Source organism: Thalassospira profundimaris WP0211, assembly GCF_000300275.1.
Lineage (GTDB): Bacteria > Pseudomonadota > Alphaproteobacteria > Rhodospirillales > Thalassospiraceae > Thalassospira > Thalassospira profundimaris.
In genome coordinates this window covers 177773-200586 of record NZ_AMRN01000008.1, presented here as the reverse complement: position 1 = coordinate 200586, position 22814 = coordinate 177773, and the positions used below count along the sequence as shown (strand labels likewise).

General features: G+C 55.4%; 18 protein-coding genes and 2 tRNA genes. 12 read left to right on the top strand and 8 right to left on the bottom strand.

Going from position 1 to position 22814, the window contains the following annotated elements; all coding sequences use genetic code 11:
* Window positions 1–275: 275 nt before the first annotated feature.
* Genes TH2_RS15680 through TH2_RS15670 form a run of 3 tightly spaced genes read left to right on the top strand, consistent with a single transcriptional unit; the run spans window position 276 to window position 5261 of the window.
* Window positions 276–1286, top strand: coding sequence for an HlyD family secretion protein (locus TH2_RS15680; RefSeq protein WP_008891413.1), 1011 nt, complete (start codon window positions 276–278; stop codon window positions 1284–1286).
* 11 nt (window positions 1287–1297) lie between these two features.
* Window positions 1298–4114: a ribosome-associated ATPase/putative transporter RbbA gene (gene rbbA / locus TH2_RS15675; RefSeq protein ID WP_008891412.1), complete on the top strand. Its 2817-nt coding sequence runs from the start codon at window positions 1298–1300 to the stop codon at window positions 4112–4114.
* 4 nt (window positions 4115–4118) lie between these two features.
* Window positions 4119–5261 carry an ABC transporter permease gene (locus tag TH2_RS15670; RefSeq protein ID WP_008891411.1) on the top strand — a complete coding sequence of 381 codons (1143 nt, stop codon included), beginning with the start codon at window positions 4119–4121 and terminating at the stop codon, window positions 5259–5261.
* Between the two features lie 54 nt (window positions 5262–5315).
* On the opposite strand, the gene TH2_RS15665 is transcribed toward TH2_RS15670, so the two are convergent.
* Together TH2_RS15665 and TH2_RS15660 are read right to left on the bottom strand one after the other, a co-directional pair.
* Window positions 5316–5392, bottom strand: a tRNA-Val gene (locus tag TH2_RS15665).
* Window positions 5393–5408: 16 nt separating this feature from the next.
* Window positions 5409–5485, bottom strand: a tRNA-Val gene (locus TH2_RS15660).
* A 244-nt stretch (window positions 5486–5729) separates the two neighbouring features.
* On the opposite strand from TH2_RS15660, the gene TH2_RS15655 reads away from it, so the two are divergent.
* Together TH2_RS15655 and TH2_RS15650 are read left to right on the top strand one after the other, a co-directional pair.
* Entirely contained in the window at window positions 5730–6596 is an 867-nt protein-coding gene (locus TH2_RS15655) for an N-formylglutamate amidohydrolase (RefSeq protein WP_008891410.1), read from the top strand.
* Complete coding sequence (locus tag TH2_RS15650) at window positions 6596–7174, top strand: GNAT family N-acetyltransferase (protein WP_008891409.1); 579 nt, start codon at window positions 6596–6598, stop codon at window positions 7172–7174. The genes TH2_RS15655 and TH2_RS15650 overlap by 1 nt, the downstream gene beginning before the upstream one ends.
* Before the next feature lie 701 nt (window positions 7175–7875).
* On the opposite strand, the gene TH2_RS15645 is transcribed toward TH2_RS15650, so the two are convergent.
* From TH2_RS15645 to dgcN, 3 genes are all read right to left on the bottom strand, one after another.
* Window positions 7876–9075, bottom strand: coding sequence for a GGDEF domain-containing protein (locus tag TH2_RS15645; protein WP_008891408.1), 1200 nt, complete (start codon window positions 9073–9075; stop codon window positions 7876–7878).
* A gap of 365 nt (window positions 9076–9440) precedes the next feature.
* Window positions 9441–10421 (bottom strand): N-acetyl-D-Glu racemase DgcA, encoded by a 981-nt coding sequence (gene dgcA, locus TH2_RS15640; RefSeq protein ID WP_008891407.1) that lies wholly within the window; start codon window positions 10419–10421, stop codon window positions 9441–9443.
* A 1-nt stretch (window position 10422) separates the two neighbouring features.
* Window positions 10423–11427, bottom strand: coding sequence for an N-acetyltransferase DgcN (gene dgcN / locus TH2_RS15635; RefSeq protein ID WP_008891406.1), 1005 nt, complete (start codon window positions 11425–11427; stop codon window positions 10423–10425).
* Between the two features lie 272 nt (window positions 11428–11699).
* Between dgcN and TH2_RS15630 the strand changes: the two genes are divergently transcribed.
* The 6 genes from TH2_RS15630 (at window position 11700) to TH2_RS15610 (ending at window position 17732) form a co-directional block, all read left to right on the top strand.
* Complete coding sequence (locus TH2_RS15630; protein WP_008891405.1) at window positions 11700–13049, top strand: glutamine synthetase family protein; 1350 nt, start codon at window positions 11700–11702, stop codon at window positions 13047–13049.
* Between the two features lie 223 nt (window positions 13050–13272).
* Entirely contained in the window at window positions 13273–14379 is a 1107-nt protein-coding gene (locus TH2_RS15625) for a polyamine ABC transporter substrate-binding protein (RefSeq protein ID WP_008891404.1), read from the top strand.
* Complete coding sequence (locus TH2_RS21315) at window positions 14380–14748, top strand: hypothetical protein (protein WP_157194160.1); 369 nt, start codon at window positions 14380–14382, stop codon at window positions 14746–14748.
* 43 nt (window positions 14749–14791) lie between these two features.
* Window positions 14792–15958 (top strand): ABC transporter ATP-binding protein, encoded by a 1167-nt coding sequence (locus TH2_RS15620; RefSeq protein WP_008891403.1) that lies wholly within the window; start codon window positions 14792–14794, stop codon window positions 15956–15958.
* The gene (locus tag TH2_RS15615; protein ID WP_008891402.1) at window positions 15955–16896 is read left to right on the top strand and encodes an ABC transporter permease subunit; all 942 of its coding nucleotides are present in this window, start codon (window positions 15955–15957) and stop codon (window positions 16894–16896) included. Before TH2_RS15620 ends, TH2_RS15615 begins: the two co-directional genes overlap by 4 nt.
* Window positions 16893–17732 (top strand): ABC transporter permease subunit, encoded by an 840-nt coding sequence (locus TH2_RS15610; RefSeq protein ID WP_008891401.1) that lies wholly within the window; start codon window positions 16893–16895, stop codon window positions 17730–17732. Before TH2_RS15615 ends, TH2_RS15610 begins: the two co-directional genes overlap by 4 nt.
* A gap of 101 nt (window positions 17733–17833) precedes the next feature.
* Here TH2_RS15610 and TH2_RS15605 read toward each other — a convergent pair whose 3' ends face one another.
* Together TH2_RS15605 and TH2_RS15600 are read right to left on the bottom strand one after the other, a co-directional pair.
* Entirely contained in the window at window positions 17834–18544 is a 711-nt protein-coding gene (locus tag TH2_RS15605; RefSeq protein ID WP_008891400.1) for a TetR/AcrR family transcriptional regulator, read from the bottom strand.
* Window positions 18545–18882: 338 nt separating this feature from the next.
* Entirely contained in the window at window positions 18883–19341 is a 459-nt protein-coding gene (locus tag TH2_RS15600) for an Lrp/AsnC family transcriptional regulator (protein WP_008891399.1), read from the bottom strand.
* Between the two features lie 213 nt (window positions 19342–19554).
* On the opposite strand from TH2_RS15600, the gene ald reads away from it, so the two are divergent.
* Window positions 19555–20670, top strand: a complete 1116-nt coding sequence (gene ald / locus TH2_RS15595; protein ID WP_008891398.1) for an alanine dehydrogenase — start codon at window positions 19555–19557, stop codon at window positions 20668–20670.
* 77 nt (window positions 20671–20747) lie between these two features.
* On the opposite strand, the gene ilvD is transcribed toward ald, so the two are convergent.
* Complete coding sequence (gene ilvD / locus TH2_RS15590; RefSeq protein WP_008891397.1) at window positions 20748–22601, bottom strand: dihydroxy-acid dehydratase; 1854 nt, start codon at window positions 22599–22601, stop codon at window positions 20748–20750.
* Between the last annotated feature and the right edge of the window lie 213 nt (window positions 22602–22814).

The following is a 22814-nucleotide window of genomic DNA, read 5'->3' as shown; positions in this document are numbered from 1 at the left end:
AATCCGATTAATCCGAAGGACAGACGTTATATTTGCAAACTCCAGCGTCAAATCCCTTGTGCGGGATACCAACCCGCCCGGCGGGGTTTTCCTTGGGTTTTGCAAATATAACGTCTGCCATTCAAATCAAATTAATGGGTCCTGACCCTAGGATCATTCCAGAGAGTATTGCGTTACACAATTGCAAGAGCAATACTCGTTGAAATTGTTGACCAAGTCGCGCCGTGCCCTGTCCCTGCGCCCTGCCTTGGTCCGCCCCGTTGTCGGAGAATGGAATGAAAAGCTTGCGTGCCGTGTTGATCGTTCTTGTGGGGCTTGCCGCTGCCGCCGGGGGTGGATATGCCTATTGGCAGTCACAGCAATCAGACCTGCCTGACTATATCGCATCGGGCAATGGCCGGATCGAGGCCGAGGAAATCCGGGTGGCAACCAAATATGCCGGCCGGGTTGAGGAAGTTCTGGTCGAAGAAGGTGATCAGGTCACCGCAGGTCAGGTCATGGCGCGGATGGACACCGCCGAACTGGTTGCCAACCGTGCGCGCGCCCGTGCCGAACTTGCCAGTGCCGAACAAGGCATTGCCGAGGCAGAGGCCCTGATTGTTCAGCGCGAAAGCGAGCTTTCCTTTGCCGAGCAGCAGCTTTCGCGTGCCGAGGAACTGGTCAAGAACAACAACATTTCACGCGAACAACTTGATCAGAGACGTGCGGATCGCAATGTCGCAAAAGCAGCCCTTACCGCGGCCCAGGCGCGCCTTATCAGTGCACGCATGAATGTCTCGGCGGCATCCGCCGCCCTTGAGGGCATTCAGGTGCAGATTGATGATTCGGTCCTTAAGGCCCCGCGCGATGGACGCGTGCAATATCGCCTTGCCGAACCGGGCGAGGTTTTGGCCGGTGGCGGTCCGGTCATCACCCTGATTGATCTGACCGATGTCTATATGAATGTGTTCCTGCCGACCCGTCAGGCGGGATTAGCCTTTGTTGGCAATGAAGCGCGAATTGTTCTGGATGCCGCCCCCAGCTTTGTCATTCCGGCCAAGGTATCGTTTGTCGCCGATGATGCGCAATTCACCCCGCGTGAGGTCGAAACACGGGCCGAGCGCGACAAACTGATGTTTCGCGTCAAGGTGCGGATTGATCGGGATTTGCTGGCAGAACATATCAAACGGGTGAAAACCGGCCTTCCGGGTGAGGCCTTTATCATGCTGGCGGACCATCAAAACTGGCCCGATGCCTTTGCCCCGAATATCCCCGATGACGCGACCCTGCGTCAAAACGCCCAATAGAGCGCGCCAAAATGGCGGAAAGCACCGAAGACACAGTTCGCACGGACCGGATCGCCATACGCCTTGATGCGGTGTCGCACCGCTATGGCAAGGTCATGGCCCTTGACGCGATCAGTCTTGAAATTCCGGTCGGGCAAACCGTCGGCTTTATCGGGCCTGACGGTGTGGGAAAATCAAGCGCCCTTGCCCTGATATCGGGGGCGCGCAAGGTCCAGCACGGGACCGTTGAAACCCTTGGCGGATCCATGAGCGATGCCAAGCACCGCAACGCGATCCTGCCGCGCATTGCCTATATGCCGCAAGGGCTTGGCAAGAACCTTTATATGGACCTGACAGTGCGTGAGAACCTTGCGTTTTTCGGTCGCCTGTTTGGTCAGGGCAAGCACGAGCGCGATGACCGCATTGCACGCCTGGTCGAGGCGACCGGGCTTGATCCCTTTACCGAACGTCCGGCGGGTAAGCTTTCGGGGGGCATGAAACAGAAACTTGGGCTTTGTTGTGCGCTGATCCATGATCCCGATATCCTGATACTGGACGAACCGACCACCGGTGTTGATCCCCTGTCGCGCCAGCAATTCTGGCAACTGATTGATGCCATCCGCCAAACCCAGCGCGATATGACCGTTCTGGTCGCGACGGCCTATATGGATGAGGCCGCGCGCTTTGACCGGTTGATTGCGATGAATGACGGCAAGGTCCTTGCGACCGGCACCGCAGACGAGATTTTGGCCCGCACCGGGACGGATACGCTTGAGGCGGCCTTTATCGCGCTTTTGCCCGAAGAAGAACGCAAGGGCCACCATACCCTGAGCATCCCGCCCCGCACGGTTCACGGCGAAACCCCGGCGATTGTCGCCGAACATCTGACCAAGAAGTTTGGCGATTTTACCGCCGTGGATGATGTCAGTTTCCGGATTGAAAAAGGCGAGATTTTCGGATTTCTCGGCTCCAACGGTTGTGGCAAGACCACGACCATGAAGATGCTGACCGGGCTTTTGGATGCGTCCGAGGGGACAGCCGAGCTGTTTGGCAAGCCGGTCGACGGGCAGGATATCGCGCTTCGCAACCGGGTGGGCTATATGAGCCAGGCCTTTTCGCTTTATTCCGAATTGACCGTCATGCAGAACCTTGAACTGCATGCCCATCTGTTTCATTTGCCCAAGGATCAGATCAAAAACCGCATCAACGAGCTTTCCAAGCGGTTCGGGCTTGGCCCCTATCATGATGATCTGAGCGCGCGTTTACCGCTTGGCGTGCGTCAGCGATTGTCACTGGCGGTTGCGATCATTCACAGCCCGGAGATCCTTATTCTGGATGAACCGACATCCGGCGTTGATCCGGTGGCGCGCGACGGGTTCTGGGAATTGCTGGTCGAACTTTCACGCGATCAGGGGGTGACGATTTTCATTTCCACCCACTTCATGAATGAAGCAGAACGCTGCGATCGCATATCGCTGATGCATGCGGGAAAGGTTCTGATCAGTGATACGCCAGATGCCATCACCAAGGGACGCGGCAGCGACACACTGGAAGAAGCATTTATCAGCTATCTGGAAGAAGCCGATGGCGCGGGTGGCGCGGGTGACGCAGGTGGCGCAGATACGCAAACCGCACCGGAACCAGCAACGGCAGTAGCCCCGCAGGATGCGCTTGGCGCGACAAAGGGCAACGCGGCGCACTGGAAACCGGCGCGCGCATCGCTTTTCAGTTTCCGGCGATTATGGGCCTATTCCCTGCGCGAAACCATGGAACTGGTGCGCGATCCGATCCGCTTGATGTTTGCCCTGATCGGGACGGCGATCCTGATGCCGGTTTTCGGCTTTGGCATTACCTTTGATGTCGAAAACCTGACCTATGCGGTGCTTGATCACGACCAGACCCCCGAAAGCCGCACCTATATCGAAAATCTTTCAAGTTCGCGCTATTTCGAGCAACAGGCACCACTGATCAGCAATGCGGATCTTGAGGCGCGGTTGCTTTCGGGGGATGTGACGCTTGCCATTGAAATCCCGCCGGGCTTTGGCCGCGATGTCGGCCGCGGGGCAAACCCGGAAATCGGGGCCTTTATCGATGGCAGCATGCCGTTTCGCGCCGAAACCATTCATGGCTATGTCGAAGGCATCCATCAGCAATATCTGAGCGAAAAGACCAAACGCGATATTGGCAGTTCGGAGCTTAACCAGACCATGCAGATTGAAACGCGCTATCGCTATAATCAGGATTTCAAAAGCATCTATGCCATGGTGCCATCGGTGATTGCCCTGCTTTTGATGTTTATCCCGGCGGTTTTGATGGCGGTTGGCGTGGTCCGCGAAAAAGAATTGGGATCAATCACCAACCTTTATGTCACCCCGGTTTCACGGCTTGAATTCCTGTGGGGCAAGCAACTGCCCTATGTCGGTTTGGGCTTGGTGAATTTTATCCTGATGAGCGCAATGGCGCTGTTCTGGTTTGATGTCCCGATCCGGGGCAATGGCCTGACGCTTTTGATCGGGGCGACCTTGTTTGTCATTGCCACGACCGGGCTTGGGCTTTTGATTTCGTCCTTTACCAACACCCAGATCGCCGCCCTTTTCGGCACGGCAATCGCAACCATGGTTCCGTCGGTGATGTTTTCGGGGATGATGCAGCCGGTTTCAACCCTTGAAGGCGTGCCGGTGGTGCTGTCAAACATCATTCCTACATCACATTTCATGTCGATCAGTCTGGGCACTTTTACCAAGGCGCTGGGCTTTGCCGAGCTTTATCCCGAACTGATCACGCTTTTGGTCTTTTTCCCGGCATTGACGATCCTGTCGATACTGCTTTTGAAAAAGCAGGAGGTATAAAGCCATGGGCATGCGCGAAATCAGCAATATCTATCGCCTTGGCGTCAAGGAACTGTTCAGCCTGCGGCGCGATGTCGTATTAATGGCCCTGATCGTCTGGGCGTTTTCCTTTGCGATCTATAACGCCGCGACCGGTTTTTCCCATGATTTGCGAAACGCCTCGATCGCGATTGCCGATCAGGATGGCTCTGCGCTTTCGTTGCGGATTGCCGATGCGCTGCTTGATCCCTATTTCCAGCCCCCGAAATCCATCGCCGAACGCGATATCGATACCGCGATGGATAGCGGCGCGTTTACCTTTGTACTGGTGATCCCGCCGCGTTTCGAGGCCGATATCGTTGCCGGGCGCAACCCGGAAGTGCAGCTTAACATTGATGCCACCGCAATGATGCAGGCCGGGATCGGCGAAGGCTATATCAGCAACATCATCACCCAGGAAGTCACCACCTGGCTGGGCGGAAAATCGGCCTGGGCCGGACAGAACCGGTCTGATGCCGCCAGCATTGTGACACGTTATGCCTATAACCAGAATGTCCAAAGCGAATGGTTTACCAGCACGATGGAGATCATCAATGCGGTGACGATGCTGTCGATCATTCTTTCGGGGGCAGCGCTTATTCGGGAACGCGAACATGGCACGATCGAGCATCTGCTGGTCATGCCGCTCAGCCCGATCGAGATCATGCTGGCGAAAGTCTGGGCCAACGGGCTTGTCATTCTGATTGCCTGCATGATGTCTCTTGTTTTTGTCGTGCAGCTTGTGCTCGGTGTGCCGATTGCCGGATCAGCGCTTTTATTCATGGGGGGTGTGGTGCTGTATCTGTTCTTTGCCACAGCCCTTGGCATCTTCCTTGCGACCATGACACGATCAATGCCGCAATTCGGGTTGCTGTTTATTCTGGTGGTGTTGCCGTTGCGCCTGCTTTCGGGGGGCAGCACGCCGCTTGAAAGCATGCCCGAAACGCTTCAGAACATCATGCAGTTCTCACCGGCGACGCATTTCGTCAAATACGCCCAAGCGATCCTTTTCCGTGGGGCCGGCATTGACGTGGTCTGGCCGGAATTCCTGCTGGTGTTTGTCATTGCCAGCGGTTTCTTTGCCTTTAGCGCCATGCGCTTCAGAAAGAGCATCGCGCAGATGCGATAAGTGGTTCAGCCCGGACATACAAAACCCCGCGCGCGAACCGCTGCGGGGTGGGAATGGTGGGCCTAACAAGACTCGAACTTGTGACCTCTCGCATGTCAAGCGAACGCTCTAACCAACTGAGCTATAGGCCCCTATGGGTTTGAAAGATGGTGGGCCTAACAAGACTCGAACTTGTGACCTCTCGCATGTCAAGCGAACGCTCTAACCAACTGAGCTATAGGCCCGCAAATCCATCTTTCGAAAGACCGAGGCTTTGTAACCAAAACACCGGTCTGTGCCGTTTGCGTCGGCGAGGCGGTATTTAGCCCAAGGCGGACCTTGGCGCAACCCCAGAAATGGTTTTTTGACAAAAAATGTTCATCAAATCCGTGGCAATTCCCATATGCTAGAAGATAGTATGATAATGGATCGCAAGACGCACGACGAAGCCCAAATCCGTGTCATAAGGGATGGACATTACGAAAGACAATGAACCAGTTGCCTTCGGAACTCGCCTCAACTGGCCCCGCCACCGTTATCCTGCCACCACGGCAAACCCTGCCGGTGGTGTTTGCATCCCCGCATTCAGGCCGCCATTACCCGCAGGATCTGATTGAACGCGCACGTATTGGCGCGTTTGAGCTGCGCGCATCCGAAGATGCCTTTGTCGATCAGTTGTTCACGGCCGCCCCGAAACTGGGCGCACCGTTGCTGTGCGCGACATTTCCGCGCGCCTATGTCGATGTGAACCGGGCGGCCATGGAACTTGATCCGCGGATGTTTGATGGCGATCTGCCCGATGATAACGAGATCAATTCGATGCGCGCCCTTTCGGGATTGGGTTCCATCCCGCGCGTCGTCAGCGGCGGGGTCGAGATTTACAAGACCCGCCTGCCCGCCGAAGAAGCGCTTTCGCGTATTGATACCTATTACCGGCCCTATCACACGGCGTTGCAGAAGCTGATTGATCTGACGCGGGCCACGTTTGGCTATTGCATCCTGATTGATTGCCATTCGATGCCCGGGGATTCGTGCGACAGCGCAAAAAACCGCGTTGATCTGGTGCTTGGCGATTGCTATGGAAGTTCCTGCCACCCGTCATTGACGCGGTTTGTGGACGATTGTTTTCGCGATATGGGCTTTGCGCCCGCGCACAATGATCCATATGCCGGGGGTTATTGCACACGCCATTACGGTCGCCCGCAAGAACATGTGCACAGCCTTCAGATCGAGCTTTCTCGTGCGCTTTATATGGATGAAACAACAATCAGCCCGCATCGCGGATTTGACACCCTGCGCGACCAGATGACCGATCTGATATCGCGCTTTCATGATCTCGACGGGAACCCGTTCTAATGAGCAATACCATAGATACCAGTGACGTTTTAAGCGATCTGGTCATCCGCGATGCAGAACCCGAAGATTTTGAACGGATCACCGAGATTTATGGCCATCATGTGCTGCATGGGCTGGCATCGTTTGAGGAACGCGCCCCTGAAATCGCCGAGCTGACATCGCGCTGGCAACATGTGCGTGAACGCGGCCTGCCCTATCTGGTGGCGGATGTGGATGGCCGGGTTGAGGGATTTGCCTATGCCGGGGCGTACCGGACGCGTCCGGCCTATCGTTTCACGGTCGAGGACACGATTTACATAGCACCCGAAGTCGTCGGCAAGGGGGCTGGCAGTGCGTTGCTTGCGGAGCTGATCAAACGGGTCACCGCCCTTGGTTATCGCCAGATGATTGCCGTGATCGGCGATAGCGCCAATGTCGCGTCGATCGGGCTGCATGCGCGGTTGGGCTTCCGGGTGGCGGGCACGCTTCAGTCGGCCGGCTTTAAAATGGGCCGCTGGGTCGATAGCGTGATCATGCAGCGCGGCCTGGGCGACGGGGATGGCAATATCCCCGATGGCAATCCAACGCGCGAAAAATAGCCGAAAAAAGGTCCAGAGGGATTTTAAAGGGCGCTTCCTGATTTTGCCGGGCAGCGCCCTTGGCGTATCTGCGCGCCGCGATTACCCCAAGTTGATTTGCACCGCACCATTCTAACAATTCCAAAACACATGAGATGTTCAGGCGCTGAGCAGATGCTTTGAGTTGGGCTAAAGGGCTGAATTTAGGCAAAAAAAGAAGGCCGCCTGTGACAGCGGCCCAAGTCTAGGGAGGAAACGTCCAAGAAACGAGCGACAAGTCGCTCGCCGGAATGCACTGCGTCCTACCGCAGCGCACAAATGAACATTACCCATTCACCGGACAGGACGCAACAGCTTTTTGACTATTTTTTTGTCAGAAATATTACTGCTTCTTTTTTGTGCATTATTTTGAGGCATTGCACCCCAAACGCCCGCAAATTTCACATCTCGCGGCTATTTTTTGATCACCGAAGAAAATGGAATTTTCGAAAAAGGTGAGAGAATCGACGCGAATCCGAACCAGCCGTGCGCGCGCTCATGCCGATTCCACGCCTTTCCCTAGCCCGATTCTGCCTGCACAGGACAAGCCTCAACAGTGATCGACGCTGGCATGCGCCGCCACGATGTCCGTCAGACAGGGTTTTATGGAGCAGGAGAGGTCGCGTCGCGACCGGACGCATTGCATTGGACAGCAGAGCCCAGTCAGGGCTCACAACAGGCAGCTAGTTTACGCTGCGATCAACCGAGGGGGCATTGGTGGTCGACGGGGACGCCAGGGCGCTTACCGTATTGCGCCGCCCGGAATAGCCTTGTGCGACGAGGTCATCGCGGTCCTGGCGTTTTTTGGCCTCATACATGCGCTGATCAGCAAGGTCGATCAGGTTTTGCGGCAAGGCAATGGCATCTTCGATGCGTTCGGAAAGACCGACACTGGCACGCTGCACCTGCCCGTTTTCAAGCTTTGCCAACCCTGGCGCCATGACACGTTCAAGTACCTCGACAGCGCGGGCACGGCCCAGTTCGGGCAACAGCACCAGGAATTCTTCCCCGCCCCACCGCACAACCATGTCAGAACGGCGGAAACGATGGATCAGGTTATTGCCGACCTCGCCCAGAATGCGGTCACCGTAATCATGGCCATAGCGATCATTGATCTGCTTGAAATCATCAAGGTCGATGAAGGCAACGGTATAGGGCACTTTTTTGCGCAGTGCGCCTTCGAAGCTGACCCGGATCATTTCCATGCCAAAGGCACGGGTATAACAGTTGGTCAGTGGATCAATGGCGATTTCATGGGCCGCGGTGACGGTGCGGTAAAGCTGCACAAGGGCTGACACGAGTGCCAGCGGCAACAGGAATGCCAGCAGCATTTCAAACGGCACAAAGCCGGTCGCAAGCCCGCTTTGTGCGCCGATGACAAGCAACACGGCAAATGGCACTGAAAGAACGGCGGCCTCGACCAGAGTGACGGGCATGATGGCAATCATCATCACCAGACCGATCAGAAGGAAGCTGTGCGAACTGTGCATGTAATCGGTTGCAAGCGGGTCATTGCCGGCAAAGACACATAGCAAACTTGCCGCGACAATCAGCATCAGCATCGGCAGGTACGGAAAACGTCGGCGCAACCGCGCGCTGACCGCGCGATTGGTAAGCACCACAAGCGCGACCCCCGCCACCAGAAGCCGCAGAATAAAGGTCTGCGAAGACCACATTTCAGCGGCAAAGGCCCCGTCCCAGAACGGAACGGCAAGCATGAGGACAAGAACGAAAAGGGCTGCGAAACGGGCGGTAAGCTGGATCGATTCCTTGCGGCGCAGATGCAGGAGCTCTGCATGCCGTGGCGTGTAGAGAAAATCCCGATAGCAGCATCGAAACGTCTTTTTTGACGGACTGCTATTTTCCTGAGGGCCTGAATCCACGCGAACCGCTCCAACCAGATTTAAGCGGGCCACACAGGCCCTTTATATAGATGTCTCATCGTTCCTTTATTTGGTCCAAGACACAACTATACATTAGGGTGGCGTCATGCAGCAGATGGGCCGAAATGGAGCTTTAAAACGGTCAAGACCGACCGCAAGATGTTGATTCGTAAACAAAAAGTTAACCCGTAACCCACCATATCTGGCTGTAAAAAAAATTTCCCTTGGCTTTTCTACCTTGGGTCGAAAATTCGGGTGCCGGTTTTTTACATTGGAAATAAAAACGGCGCACCGGTTTGCCGATGCGCCGTCTGATATCGCCCGGATTACAGGGCGATTATGCCGTTGTATAGCGTTTAGCCGAATCAACCCCAGAGTTCGCGATCGGGCAGCCCCATCACACCGTTTTTAAACGTCAGGGCATGATCGCGATCCTTGGCCATCCAGATCGGGCCATCCAGATCGACAATGCGCGACATGGCACCGGTGATCATGGCAGGCGCCATGGCAAGCGATGTTCCGACCATGCAGCCGGTCATCAGTTGCATGCCGGCCTTGGATGCGGCCTCGGCCAGCTCAAGCGCGCCGGTAAGACCACCGGTCTTGTCGAGCTTGATGTTGATCATGTCATAGAGATTGGCCAGACGCGGAATGTCAGCCATCGTATGAACAGACTCGTCGGCACACAGAAGCACCGGGCAATCGATATCGATCAGACCATCATCCTGCCCGGCAGGCAGTGGCTGTTCGATCATCTCGACACCCAGACCATCAAGTTCGGCACCGATATCTTCGAGCAGATCAAGAGACCAGGCTTCGTTGGCATCAACAATGATGCGGGCCTTGGGCGAACCTTCACGCACAGCGCGGACCGACTCAAGGACGTTTTCGCCATTGAGCTTGACCTTAAGCAACGGGGCATGGGCGATCTTGCGGGCGGCTTCGCGCATATTGTCCGGGGTATCGATCGACAGCGTTTCGGCTGTGATCAATCCTTCGGGCGCCTTGTGCCCGATCAATTCCCATACGCGACGGCCCATACGCTTGGCTTCGAGATCCCAATAGGCACAGTCGACTGCGTTACGCGCAGCACCGGCCTTCATGGCGTCCTGAAGTTCCTTGCGGGTCATGCCGCGGTCAAGGGCGTCTGCCTGTGCTTCGATGTCGGCAATGACACCTTCGACCGTTTCATTATACCGGGCATAGGGAACGCATTCCCCCTGCCCGGTATGGGTGCCGTCGCTGAGCGTCACCTTGACCACATGTGCCTCGGTCCGGGCCCCGCGCGAGATCTTGAAGACCTGTGCGAGGGGGAAGACTTCGGAAATCACAGTGAGCTTTGGCAACTTAGATCTCCTGCAGCTTGTCGACCAGCGACGCAACGCCGGTACGGACCGGGTCAACTGCCGGAAGACCGAATTCGGCTTCGATGTCAGCCAGAAGTTTCTTGGCCGCTGCGTCGTCAAGCGCCTTGGTGTTGATGGCAAAACCGACAACCTTGCAATCCGGGTTGGTCAGTTTGGCGTGCAACAGGTTGACGTCGAGGCAGGTTTTGAGATCCGGAAGCTTATACCCCGGAAGACCACGCATGTGGGCACGGGTCGGCTCGTGGCAGACCACAAGGGCGTCCGGCTGTGAACCGTGGATCAGGCCCATGGAAACACCGGCGAACGATGCGTGGAACAGGCTGCCCTGCCCTTCCATGACGTCCCAGTGATCCGGGTCATTGGCCGGTGCAATGGTTTCAACAGCGCCCGAGATAAAGTCGGAAATAACTGCATCAACCGATATGCCTTCGCCGGCGATGAAGATACCGGTCTGGCCGGTTGCACGGAAGTCGGACTTGATGCCGCGTTTTTTGAATTCGGCGTCAATTGCAAGGGCGGTGTACATCTTACCGACCGAACAGTCGGTACCGACAGCCAGAACGCGCTTGCCGGAACGCTTTTCACCGTTGCCGACCGGGACTTTACCGTCGAAGTGGCGCACATCAAACAGGCTAACACCCTTGGCCTTGGCGGCATCGACCAGTTCGGGAATCGACGAAAGACGGGTGTGCAGACCGTTGGCGATGTCCATGCCAGCGTCGATTGCCGCCAGCAGGGTTTCCATCCATGCCGGACCAATGATCCCGCCACGGTTGGCAACGCCCAGCACCAGGGTTTTAACGCCGGCTGCCTTTGCTTCGGCGATCGACATTTCCGGCAGACCAAGATCCGCCTGACAGCCCGGCAGGCTCATCTGACCGACGCACCATTCCGGGCGCCACTGCTTGATGCCGATTGCGGTTTTTGCAGCCAGTTCGTCCGGCGCGTCACCAAGAAACATAAGATACGGATGTGCGATTTTCATAATACCTCCTTGACCAGCATCCAAACGCTGCTCTTAAATATTGTGGCGCGACTATAGCGCAATCTGGTAGGATCGTTCCAGAGATATGAAACGATATCTTCGACGATCCAACCGAAAATTCGTCTATAATTCTAATAAACACGACAATAACGAAATTAAATACAATAGTCTTCGAAGACAAACATCCTTTCTTGTGAATTTGTTCGGGAATGGCCCGAAAAACGCAAGAAAATGCAATTTTGAAGGACTGGCGTGAAAGCGCCCGACTACACATGAGCACCGATCTCAAGACGTGGCTATCCGAGCGAAAAATCGAAGAAGTCGAATGCATTGTTCCGGACATGTCCGGCGTTGCGCGGGGCAAGGTTCTTCCGACACAGAAGTTTCTTAAGGGGCTGGAGGCCAAAAGCCTTGCCATCCCCGAAGCAATTTTCTGCCTGACGGTAACCGGCGGCTATCCGGAGGAAACCGATGCCTTCCTTGACCCGGCCGAAAAGGACGTGGCGATGGTTCCCGACCCGGAAACCGTGCGCGTTGTGCCGTGGTACGAGGAGCCGACGGCCCAGATCATCTGCGACTGTTTCCATTTTTCCGGCGAAGAAGTTTCGACGTCGCCGCGCGGCGTACTTAAACGGGTTCTCAAGGCATTTGAAGAACGCGGCATGCGCCCGATCATCGCGCCAGAACTTGAATTTTATCTGGTGGCAAAGAACACCGATCCGGACAACCCGCTGGAGCCGCCGATTGGCCGTTCCGGTCGCCCGGAACGCGCATCAAACGCGTTTGGTATTGATGCCATCAACGAGTTCGATCCGCTGATTGAAGACCTGTATGACTATTGCGAGGCCATGAATATCGACGCCGATACCATGAGCCACGAGTCGGGTCCGGCCCAGCTTGAAATGAACTTTAACCATGGTGATCCGCTTGAACTAGCCGATCAGGCCTTTTTGTTCAAACGTACGCTGCGTGAAACGGCACTGAAACACGGTGTCTATGGCACGTTCATGGCCAAGCCGATGGGCAACCTGCCGGGAAGCTCGATGCATATTCACCAAAGTCTTCTTGATATCAACACCGGCAAGAACCTGTTTGCCGATGATGACGGGGAAAACTCGAAACTGTTCCTCAACTATATTGGCGGCCTGCAGCGTTACCTGCCAGCAGCCATGCCGCTTCTGGCGCCGAACATGAACAGTTATCGCCGTTTGCAGCCCTGGTCGGATGCCCCGATCAACATGCACTGGTCACTTGATAACCGTACGGTCGGCCTGCGCCAGCCGAATGGCCCGCCCGCGGCACGTCGTATTGAAAACCGTCTACCGGGGGCAGATGCCAACCCGTATCTGGCGGTTGCGGCGTCGCTTGCCTGTGGCCTGCTTGGTATTATCGAGGAAGTCGATGCGACGGCCCCGATCGAAGGTTCGGGCTATGACCGTGCGCATTCCCTGCCGCGTCACATCCACGAAGCACTTGCGAAGTTCCATCGTTGCAAGCCGCTTAAGGAACTGCTGGGCGAAGAGTTCGCTGCCGCCGTTATTGCGGTCAAGGAAGCGGAATGGGATGCCTATCAGACCGTGATCAGCGCCTGGGAGCGTGAGCACCTGTTGCTGAACGTTTAAAAGACGCCTGTCGAATTTTGCGCCGGGACTTGCTGCCCGGCGCAAGATTGTTGCATGTTAAATGCACAATTTTTTACATGATGCGAAATATGCACATTTTTCCATCTTGTATTTGACAATATCCTGAAGCATTCGAAGGATATTACGATAAGCCCCGGGTTCTGGGGGACCAACAACAGAACCGGTAAACTTTCAAACGCTGCCACATGGGAGGCTCAGCGAAATGAAATCTCTTCTTAAAACATCAAGCCTGGTTGTGCTTGCGGCTGCCGTATCTGGCTTTGCCACTGGTGCATCGGCACAGGAAGTTCTCAACGTTTATAACTGGTCGGATTATATCGGCGAGGAAACCGTTGCGAATTTCGAAAAGGAATACGGCGTCAAGGTCAACTATGACGTTTACGACAGCAACCAGCTGGTTGAAGCCAAGCTGCTGGCGGGTAATTCCGGCTATGACATCGTGGTTCCGACCCTTGCCGATGCCGAACGCCTGATCAAAGCCAAGCTGTTCCAGCCAATCGACAAATCCAAACTGTCGAACTATGGCAACCTCGATCCGGTGATCCTTGAGCAGCAGGCAAAATACGACCCTGACAACACCTTTGCCGTGCCGTATTTCTGGGGCACCAACGGCTTTGGCTATAACGTTGCCAAAGTTCAGGAAGTTCTGGGTGACGACGCCCCGCTTGATAGCTGGGCGATGATCTTTGATCCGAAATATGCCGAAAAGCTGTCGTCATGCGGCCTGTCGCTTCTGGATGATCCGGGCGAGATCGTACCGCTGGTGAACTTCTATCTTGGCAATGTGCCGGAAGGCGAACCGACCACGGAATCGATCGAAAGCGCCTTTGAGCAGCTTGAGAAAATCCGTCCGCATGTGACCTATTTCCATAGCTCCCAGTACATCAACGACCTTGCAAACGGTAACGTTTGTATTTCTGTTGGCTGGTCGGGCGATGTCGGCATGGCCGCCCTTCGCGCAGAAGAAGCCGGCAACGGCAATGAGATCAAGTATGTCATTCCAAAGGAAGGCACCCTGATCTGGTTCGATGCGATGATGATCCCGGAAGATGCACCGAACCCGGACCTGGCGCACAAGTTCATCGACTACGTGCTGCGTGCCGATGTCGAAGCTGAAATCGCGAACTATGTTGCCTATGCAACCCCGAACCTTGCCGCGATGGAACTGGTTGACCCGTCCCTTCTCGAAGATCCGGGCATCTATCCGCCGCAGGAAGTAAAAGAACGCCTGCGTTCGAAAGTCGAGCCGGGTTCACGCCTGCTGCGTACCCGTACCCGCCTGTGGACGAAGCTTAAAACCGGTCAGTAAGTGATCGAAAGCGATCCTGACGGATTGCGATCGCTGATCCTTGCGAAGGGCGCGACTTTGGTTGCGCCCTTTTGCTTTTCAGTCGTGCGAAACGATGCGGCCAGGCAGCCTGTGACTCGTGATCACGGCGCTTTATTGGTTGCAGTCAGCCTGTTTCTGACAACCGGACCCTTTCGCAGAAATGCACATTTTCTGAACACCACACGCCGATTCTCTGCCAATTTAGGCATCAAATGGCGATTGTTGTTCAAAATATCGCACACCCCTCTTTACAGATTGCAGAATTGCTTCATCCTGTTATCAGGAAGAACCGACCAATTGGCAGTGCAGCAACATGAAACGATTGCGCACCAGATCATCAGGGACTGACGTCTGATTGAAGCGGTTCATCTTGACATTGAAACAGGGGAGAATGCTGGTGTCAGAGGCGGTTTTGGAGCGCGTGCACGAGGATGTGCACAAGACGCAACCTTGGAACAATCCGGACGCGGTTCCCTATATCCGCTTTGAGAATGTGACCAAGAAATTCGGCGACTTCTATGCCGTCGATGATGTTTCCCTGGATATCTATCGCCACGAGCTTTTCGCCCTTCTGGGCGGGTCAGGTTGCGGGAAAACGACGCTGTTGCGCATGCTGGCCGGGTTCGAGGAACCCACATCAGGCAAGATTTACATTGATGGTGTCGATATGGCCGGGGTCCCGGCCTATGAGCGCCCGACCAACATGATGTTCCAGTCTTATGCCCTGTTCCCGCACATGAGTGTGGAACAGAATGTCGCGTTCGGGCTTGTGCAGGATGGCGTTTCGCGCAGCGAGATCAAGGAACTGGTCGCCGAAATGCTGGGCCTTGTGCAGATGAGCAAATTTGCCAAGCGCAAACCCCATCAGCTTTCGGGTGGTCAGCGCCAGCGCGTTGCACTGGCGCGGTCGCTGATTAAACGGCCAAAGGTGCTGCTGCTGGACGAACCGCTGGGCGCGCTTGACAAGAAACTGCGCGAACAGACCCAGTTCGAGCTGGTCAACATTCAGGAAAAGGTCGGCACCACCTTTGTCATGGTGACCCATGACCAGGAAGAAGCCATGACCATGGCATCGCGCATTGCCGTGATGAATGAAGGGGTCATCAACCAGACCGGTACTCCGTTCGAACTTTATGAATATCCCAACAGCCGCTATACCGCGAACTTCCTCGGTCAGGTCAACCTGATCGAAGGTGTACTGGTCGATGACGATGAAAAATATGCCGTCATCAAGTCGGATGAGGCCGGTTGCGAGATTTATATCGATCATGCTGTTCAGGGCCATGAAGGCATGACCTTCTGGGTGGCGTTGCGCCCCGAGCGGCTTCGCATCACCAAGGAAGCGCCCAAAGAAACCAAATACAATTGCGTATCGGGCAAGGTTGAAGAGATCGGCTATCTTGGTGGTATTTCGACCTACCACGTGCGCCTTGAAAGCGGCAAACGCATCAAGGTGACCGAGCCAAACTCCACCCGCCAGATCGAGCCGCGCTATACGTGGGAAGACACTGTCTGGGTATCGTGGGAGGCCGGGGCTGCTTCGGTACTGAACAAATGAGCAGTGACAAGCAAGAGGGCAGCTTGACCCTCAAACAACGTTTTGATCGCTGGATGATCAAACATGGCCGGGTACTGGTGGTTGGTATCCCGTATTTCTGGCTGTTTTTGTTCTTCCTTGTGCCGTTCCTGATCGTTCTCAAGATCAGCTTTTCCGTCGCCGAATACGCGCAGCCGCCCTATACGCCGCTGTTTGAATGGATCGATGAAGGCATCACGGTCACGCTCAATTTCGGGAACTACCTGTTCCTTCTATCTGACAGCCTTTATGTCACGGCATATCTCAACTCGATCCGAATTGCGGCGATATCAACGGTTATCACCCTTCTGATCGGCTATCCGATGGCGTACGGCATTGCGCGCGCGCAAGGATCGATGCGCAGTGTGTTGCTGATGCTGGTGATCCTGCCGTTCTGGACCAGTTTCCTGATCCGTGTATATGCCTGGATCGGGATCCTTGACCGCGAAGGCTTGATTAACGCGTTCCTTATGTGGACGGGCATCATTTCCGAACCGCTGATCATGCGTCAGACGGAATTCGCGGTCTATGTCGGGATTGTCTATACCTACCTGCCCTTCATGATCCTGCCGCTATATTCCACACTTGAAAAAATGGATGTCAGCCTGGTCGAAGCCGCCCTTGATCTGGGCTGCAAGCCCTGGCAGGCCTTTGCCAAGATCACGCTGCCGCTTTCGATGCCGGGGATTTTGGCAGGCTCACTTCTGGTGTTCATTCCGGCTGTGGGTGAATTCGTTATTCCGGAACTTCTGGGGGGCCCGAACACCTTGATGATTGGTCGAACCCTTTGGAACGAGTTCTTTGCCAACCGTGACTGGCCGATTGCATCAAGCGTTGCGATTGCGATGCTGCTGTTCCTTGTCGTGCCGATCATGTGGTTCCAGCATATTCAGACCAAGCAGGAGGAAGGCCAGCAATGAGCAGCAAACGTTCAACCTTCCTGATCTCGGCATTGGTGTTTGGCTTTGCCTTTCTGTATGTGCCGATCCTGCTTGTCATGATCTATTCCTTTAACGAAGGGAAGCTTGTGACCGTCTGGGCGGGCTTTTCGACCAAGTGGTATGTGTCGCTGTTTTCCAATGACGGCATGATTGATGCCGCCTGGAACAGCCTGCGTATCGGGGTGATGTCAGCGACCCTCGCCCTGGCACTTGGTACGCCGGCGGGACTTGTGATGTCACGCTTTGGCCGGTTCAAGGGACGCACGCTTTTTTCAGGCATGATCGCCGCCCCGCTTGTCATGCCAGAGGTTATTACCGGTCTGTCGCTTTTGCTGTTGTTTGTAACGCTTGAGCAAATGATTGGCTGGCCAGCCGGGCGTGGACTTTCAACGATCACGATTGCGCATACGACCTTCTGTGCGGCCTATGTCGCGGTTGTCGTGCAATCGCGCCTGTCGGGGATGGATACCTCGGTCGAGGAAGCGGCCATGGATCTGGGTGCTAAGCCTGCCAAGATCTTCTTTGTCATCACGCTTCCGATGATCCTGCCAGCGTTGCTGGCCGGCTGGCTGCTATCCTTCACCCTGTCGCTTGATGATCTGGTGATTGCAAGCTTTGTTGCAGGGCCAGGATCGACCACGCTTCCGATGAAGGTGTTTTCGTCGGTGCGTCTGGGGGTCTCGCCGGAAATCAACGCACTGGCAACCCTGATCATTCTGGCGGTGTCGGTGATGATCGTGATTGCCAGCCTGATGATCCTGCGGTCCGAGCGGATGCGCAGCCGCGCCTCTGCCGGGGCGGACGCGCAGCACTAAGGCGCTACTTTGGCTGCCTGATACCCTTACGCAGACAACAAAAAAACAGCGCCGGAAAATCATCCGGCGCTGTTTTGTATTGGGCTTGTCGTGGCGTCGACTCAGCAGTTGCTTTCGGCCGCCTTACGCATCATTTCACGGCACTTCATGCCGGGTGCTGAAACCTGCCAGTAAGAGACAACAGCCTCTTCGGCGGCTTCTTCGAAATCAATGATCAGGTTATTGAGCGCGTTCTGTTCCATCAGCTTGATGACACGATCCGGCAACTGCGACATCTGCCACAGGCCCAGAACCAGCGCATAGGAAGAACGCATCAGCTTGCTGGCGGCATCAGGTGTGATTTCATAGAGCTCTGCCAGGGCATCGGCGGTACGTTTGACCATGGATGCCAGGAAGCGGCGCTGGTTGACGACCATTTCATCGTCCGAGCCGGATTCCAGAACACCTTGCGACAGTGATGCGAGATGCAGGAACTTGTCGTTCTTGACCAGATATTGCACGAACTGGCGGGCCACACGGGTCGAATCCCGTTCTTCGGGCCGGCGCAGCGCTTCCTGATCAATCACATCAAGATTGTTTTCAAACCACTCTTTCTGGAAGTGACGCAACACTTCAAGAAACAATGCTTCCTTGCTTGAAAAATAAAGGTAAAGCGTGCCCTTGGCCAAGTTCGCCTTGCGTGCGACCTCGGCTGCCGACGGCAGGGTTCCATCACCTTCGAGATAGAGCTTGCGGGCAGCTTCGAGAATATCAGCACGGCGTTTTAGTTTCTGCTCATGACTACGAGCGCGAACAAGATTGTCTTGTTCCATTTGATTAATTTCCCCCAACGTATTTTCCCCGGGCATATTATTGCATTTTAATTCACCTAAAAGTCAAACTGCAGGATTGGAATAACTGGACAAAATTCATGAAGCATTGAAAACGCATACATTTTTCTGACCAAATATAGACCAATTTAGATGAATTCCGGTCACATACAATCAATCACCATAACGCATTCTGAACAAAACCACAAATATCGTACAGTTTTTTGTTCGAGTCGCATTCCGCCCAACCAGCCGGGATGATGACCAGACGCCACTGGCCCGGCATCACTTCATGACATTCCATATCGTGAAATAACCGGGATCCGACGGCAGATCACAGCTCAGACAGGCAGTTCGGTCGTGCGTTTGACCTCGCGGAGCGTGATGACGGTCTGCACACGTTCGACACCGGGCAGCTGGGTCAGGACTTCACTGTGGATGCGTTCATAGTCGGCGGTGTCGCTATAGACGACATGCACAAGATAGTCGCTTTGCCCGGCCAGCAAATAACATTCGACAACTTCGGGGACCTTTTGAATTTCGAGCTCGAAGGTTTCAAGCGCCTCGCGGGTTTGGCGGGTGATCGCGATATTGACAAAGGCATTGCCCGGCTTGCCGATCCGCGCGGGATTAAGAAGCATGGTGTAGTGATCAATGAAGCCCGCCTCTTCAAGAAGCCGTACACGGCGCAGGCAGGCAGAGGCCGACAGGTTCACCTTTTCGGCAAGTTCAGCATTGCTGATGCGACCGTCTTTCTGCAGCAAACGCAGAATCATCCGATCCCGTTCGTCCATCTCCATTCGCATAATCCTCCGACGTCATGGTGTTTCTGTTGAATTATATAGCAATGATATCATCAAAAGCCCCTTGAAATGAAGATTAATTGCCCAATTTTTAGGGTATCATTCAAGAATAATAACAAAAGAGGCGGCATCGTATTCCAACCGCCCGGGAAACTCCGGAAACGCCGGGGAGTTCCCCCGATTACCACGATTTTGTCGGGAGGAAACGACATGCTGATTGGTGTTCCAAAGGAAATCAAAAACCACGAATACCGTGTCGGACTGACGCCAAGTTCGGTCCGTGAACTGGTCGCACACGGCCATAAGGTACAGGTCGAAACCATGGCCGGTGCTGGCATCGGCTTTGCCGATAATGATTATGTCGCCGCCGGTGCGACGATTGCGGCCAGTGCATCCGATATCTTTGCCAGTGCGGAGATGATCATAAAGGTCAAGGAACCGCAGAAGGTCGAGTATGAGCAACTCCGCGAAGGCCAGTTGCTGTTTACCTATCTGCATCTGGCGCCGGACCCGGATCAGACCGCCGGTCTGGTCAAATCGGGTGTCACCGCGATTGCCTATGAAACCGTCACCGACCGCGCAGGTGGCTTGCCATTGCTGGCACCGATGTCAGAAGTCGCTGGGCGTATGGCCCCGCAGGTCGGGGCAGCTGCCCTGCAAAAGGCCAATGGCGGACGGGGCATGTTGCTTGGCGGTGTGCCGGGTGTGGCACCGGCCAAGGTGGTTGTCATCGGCGGCGGTGTGGTTGGCACCAATGCCGCGCGCATTGCGGCGGGCATGGGGGCGGATGTGATCATCCTTGATAAAAACGTCAAACGCCTGACCTATCTTGATGATCTGTATGGCCCGCGCATCAAAACCCAATACGCCACCATCGACGATACCGAGGCGCTTGTGCTTGAGGCTGACATGGTGGTGGGTGCGGTTCTTGTACCCGGTGCGGCCGCACCAAAACTGATCAAGAAAGAACAGCTGTCACGGATGAAGCCGGGATCGGTGATTGTTGATGTGGCGATTGATCAGGGCGGATGTTTTGAAACATCCAAGGCAACCACCCATGCCGATCCGACCTATATCGTTGATGATGTGGTGCATTATTGCGTGGCCAATATGCCCGGTGCGGTCGCACGCACATCGACCTTTGCGCTCAATAACGCCACCCTGCCCTTTGCCCTGGCACTTGCCGACAAGGGATGGAAGAAAGCCTGTCAGGATGATCCGCATCTGGTGGCCGGGCTTAACGTCCATGCGGGCAAGATCACCTATAAGGCCGTGGCAGATGCGCTTGGCTATGAGTACCTGCCGATTGAAAGTGCATTGGCCTGAGCCACCAAAACCCGATCATGAAAAAAGGGCGCCGTTTGGCGCCCTTTTTATTTGGTTATCTTGCGACTATCCGCAGATCAGAATTCGACCTGCGTGACGTCACGGACCGCACCCTGATCGGCACTGGTTGCCATGGCGGCATAGGCACGAAGGGCGGTTGAGACCTTGCGCTTGCGCGGCTTGGCCGGACGCCATGCTTCGGGCCCTTTGGCTTCCATCGCCTGACGGCGGGCAGCCAGAACCGCATCATCGACCGCAATGCGGATCGAACGGTTCGGGATGTCGATTTCGATCATGTCACCCGGTTCGACCAGCGCGATGTCACCGCCAGCGGCTGCTTCGGGGGATACGTGACCAATCGACAGGCCCGAAGTCCCGCCAGAGAAGCGACCATCGGTAACCAGCGCACAGGCCTTGCCCAGCCCCATCGATTTCAGATAGCTGGTCGGATACAGCATTTCCTGCATGCCCGGACCACCTTTGGGGCCTTCGTAGCGGATGACGACAACGTCGCCTTCCTTGACCTCGCCACCGAGAACCTTAGCAACGGCTTCGTCCTGGCTTTCGCAGATCACGGCCGGGCCGGTGAATTTCAGAATGCTTTCATCAACACCGCCGGTTTTGACCACACAGCCATTGGCGGCCAGGTTGCCAAACAGAACGGCAAGACCGCCATCCTGACTATAGGCATGGGCGACATCACGGATGCAGCCTTCTTTTTCATCAAGATCCAGATCGTCCCAATAACGTTCCTGACTGAACGCGGTTTGGGTCGGAATCCCGCCCGGCATGGCGCGGAAGAACTTGTGCACGGCCTCGTTGGTGGTGCGTTTGATGTCCCACTTCTCAAGGGCGTCGGCCATGGTCTTGGAATGCACGGTCGAGACATCGGTATGCAGCAGACCTGCACGATCGAGTTCGCCGAGAATTCGCATGATGCCACCGGCACGATGGACGTCTTCCATGTGGAACATCGGATGGTTCGGCGCGACCTTGGACAGATACGGGATCTTGCGCGACAGGCGGTCCATATCGGTCATGGTGAAGTCGACTTCGGCTTCCTTGGCGATCGCCAGCAGGTGCAGAACCGTGTTGGTCGACCCACCCATGGCGATATCAAGCGCCATGGCATTTTCAAATGCCTTGAAGGTTGCGATACCGCGCGGGGTCGCGCCCTCGTCTTCTTCTTCGTAGTAACGACGGGCCAGCTTGACCGAGGTACGGGCCGCTTCGAGGAACAGTTCCTGACGTGCTGCGTGCGTTGCCAGCACAGAACCGTTACCCGGAAGTGCGAGACCAAGCGCCTCGGCCAGGCAGTTCATCGAGTTGGCGGTAAACATGCCAGAGCACGAGCCGCAGGTCGGGCATGCCGAACGCTCAACAACTTTTACCTGTTCGTCGGAGATGTTCGGGTCGGCGGCCTGCACCATGGCATCAACCAGATCAAGGTGATGTTCCTTGCCTTCGATGGTGACCTTGCCGGCCTCCATCGGGCCACCGGAGACGAACACGCACGGGACGTTAAGGCGCATCGCCGCCATCAACATGCCCGGGGTAATTTTATCGCAGTTGGAAATGCAGACCATCGCATCGGCGCAATGGGCATTGACCATATATTCGACGGAATCAGCAATGATTTCACGTGATGGCAGGCTATAGAGCATGCCGTCATGGCCCATCGCGATGCCATCATCAACGGCAATGGTGTTGAATTCCTTGGCGACACCGCCGGATGCCTCGATCTCGCGTGCGACCATCTGACCGAGGTCTTTGAGATGCACGTGACCGGGCACGAACTGGGTGAAGCTGTTGACGACCGCAATGATCGGCTTGTCGAAGTCTTCGTCTTTCATGCCAGTGGCGCGCCAAAGGCCGCGCGCACCAGCCATGTTGCGGCCATGTGTTGTTGTACGGGACCGATATTCCGGCATGGAAGGAACCTCTCTTTAAATCACTGGTGGCGTTTCTTTCGGGTACGGGGTCAGCATCCCCGATGCCCTTTGTATATAGGTGCGTTCTAGCACAGTATTCGCGCGCTTTGACAGTTTTTTGCCCGAAAATTTCGCCAAAATCCGTCATTCGGTACGATTGCTACACGCACATCACTTTGCCCGCGAACTGCGAACGCGTTTTTGGCAGCACGT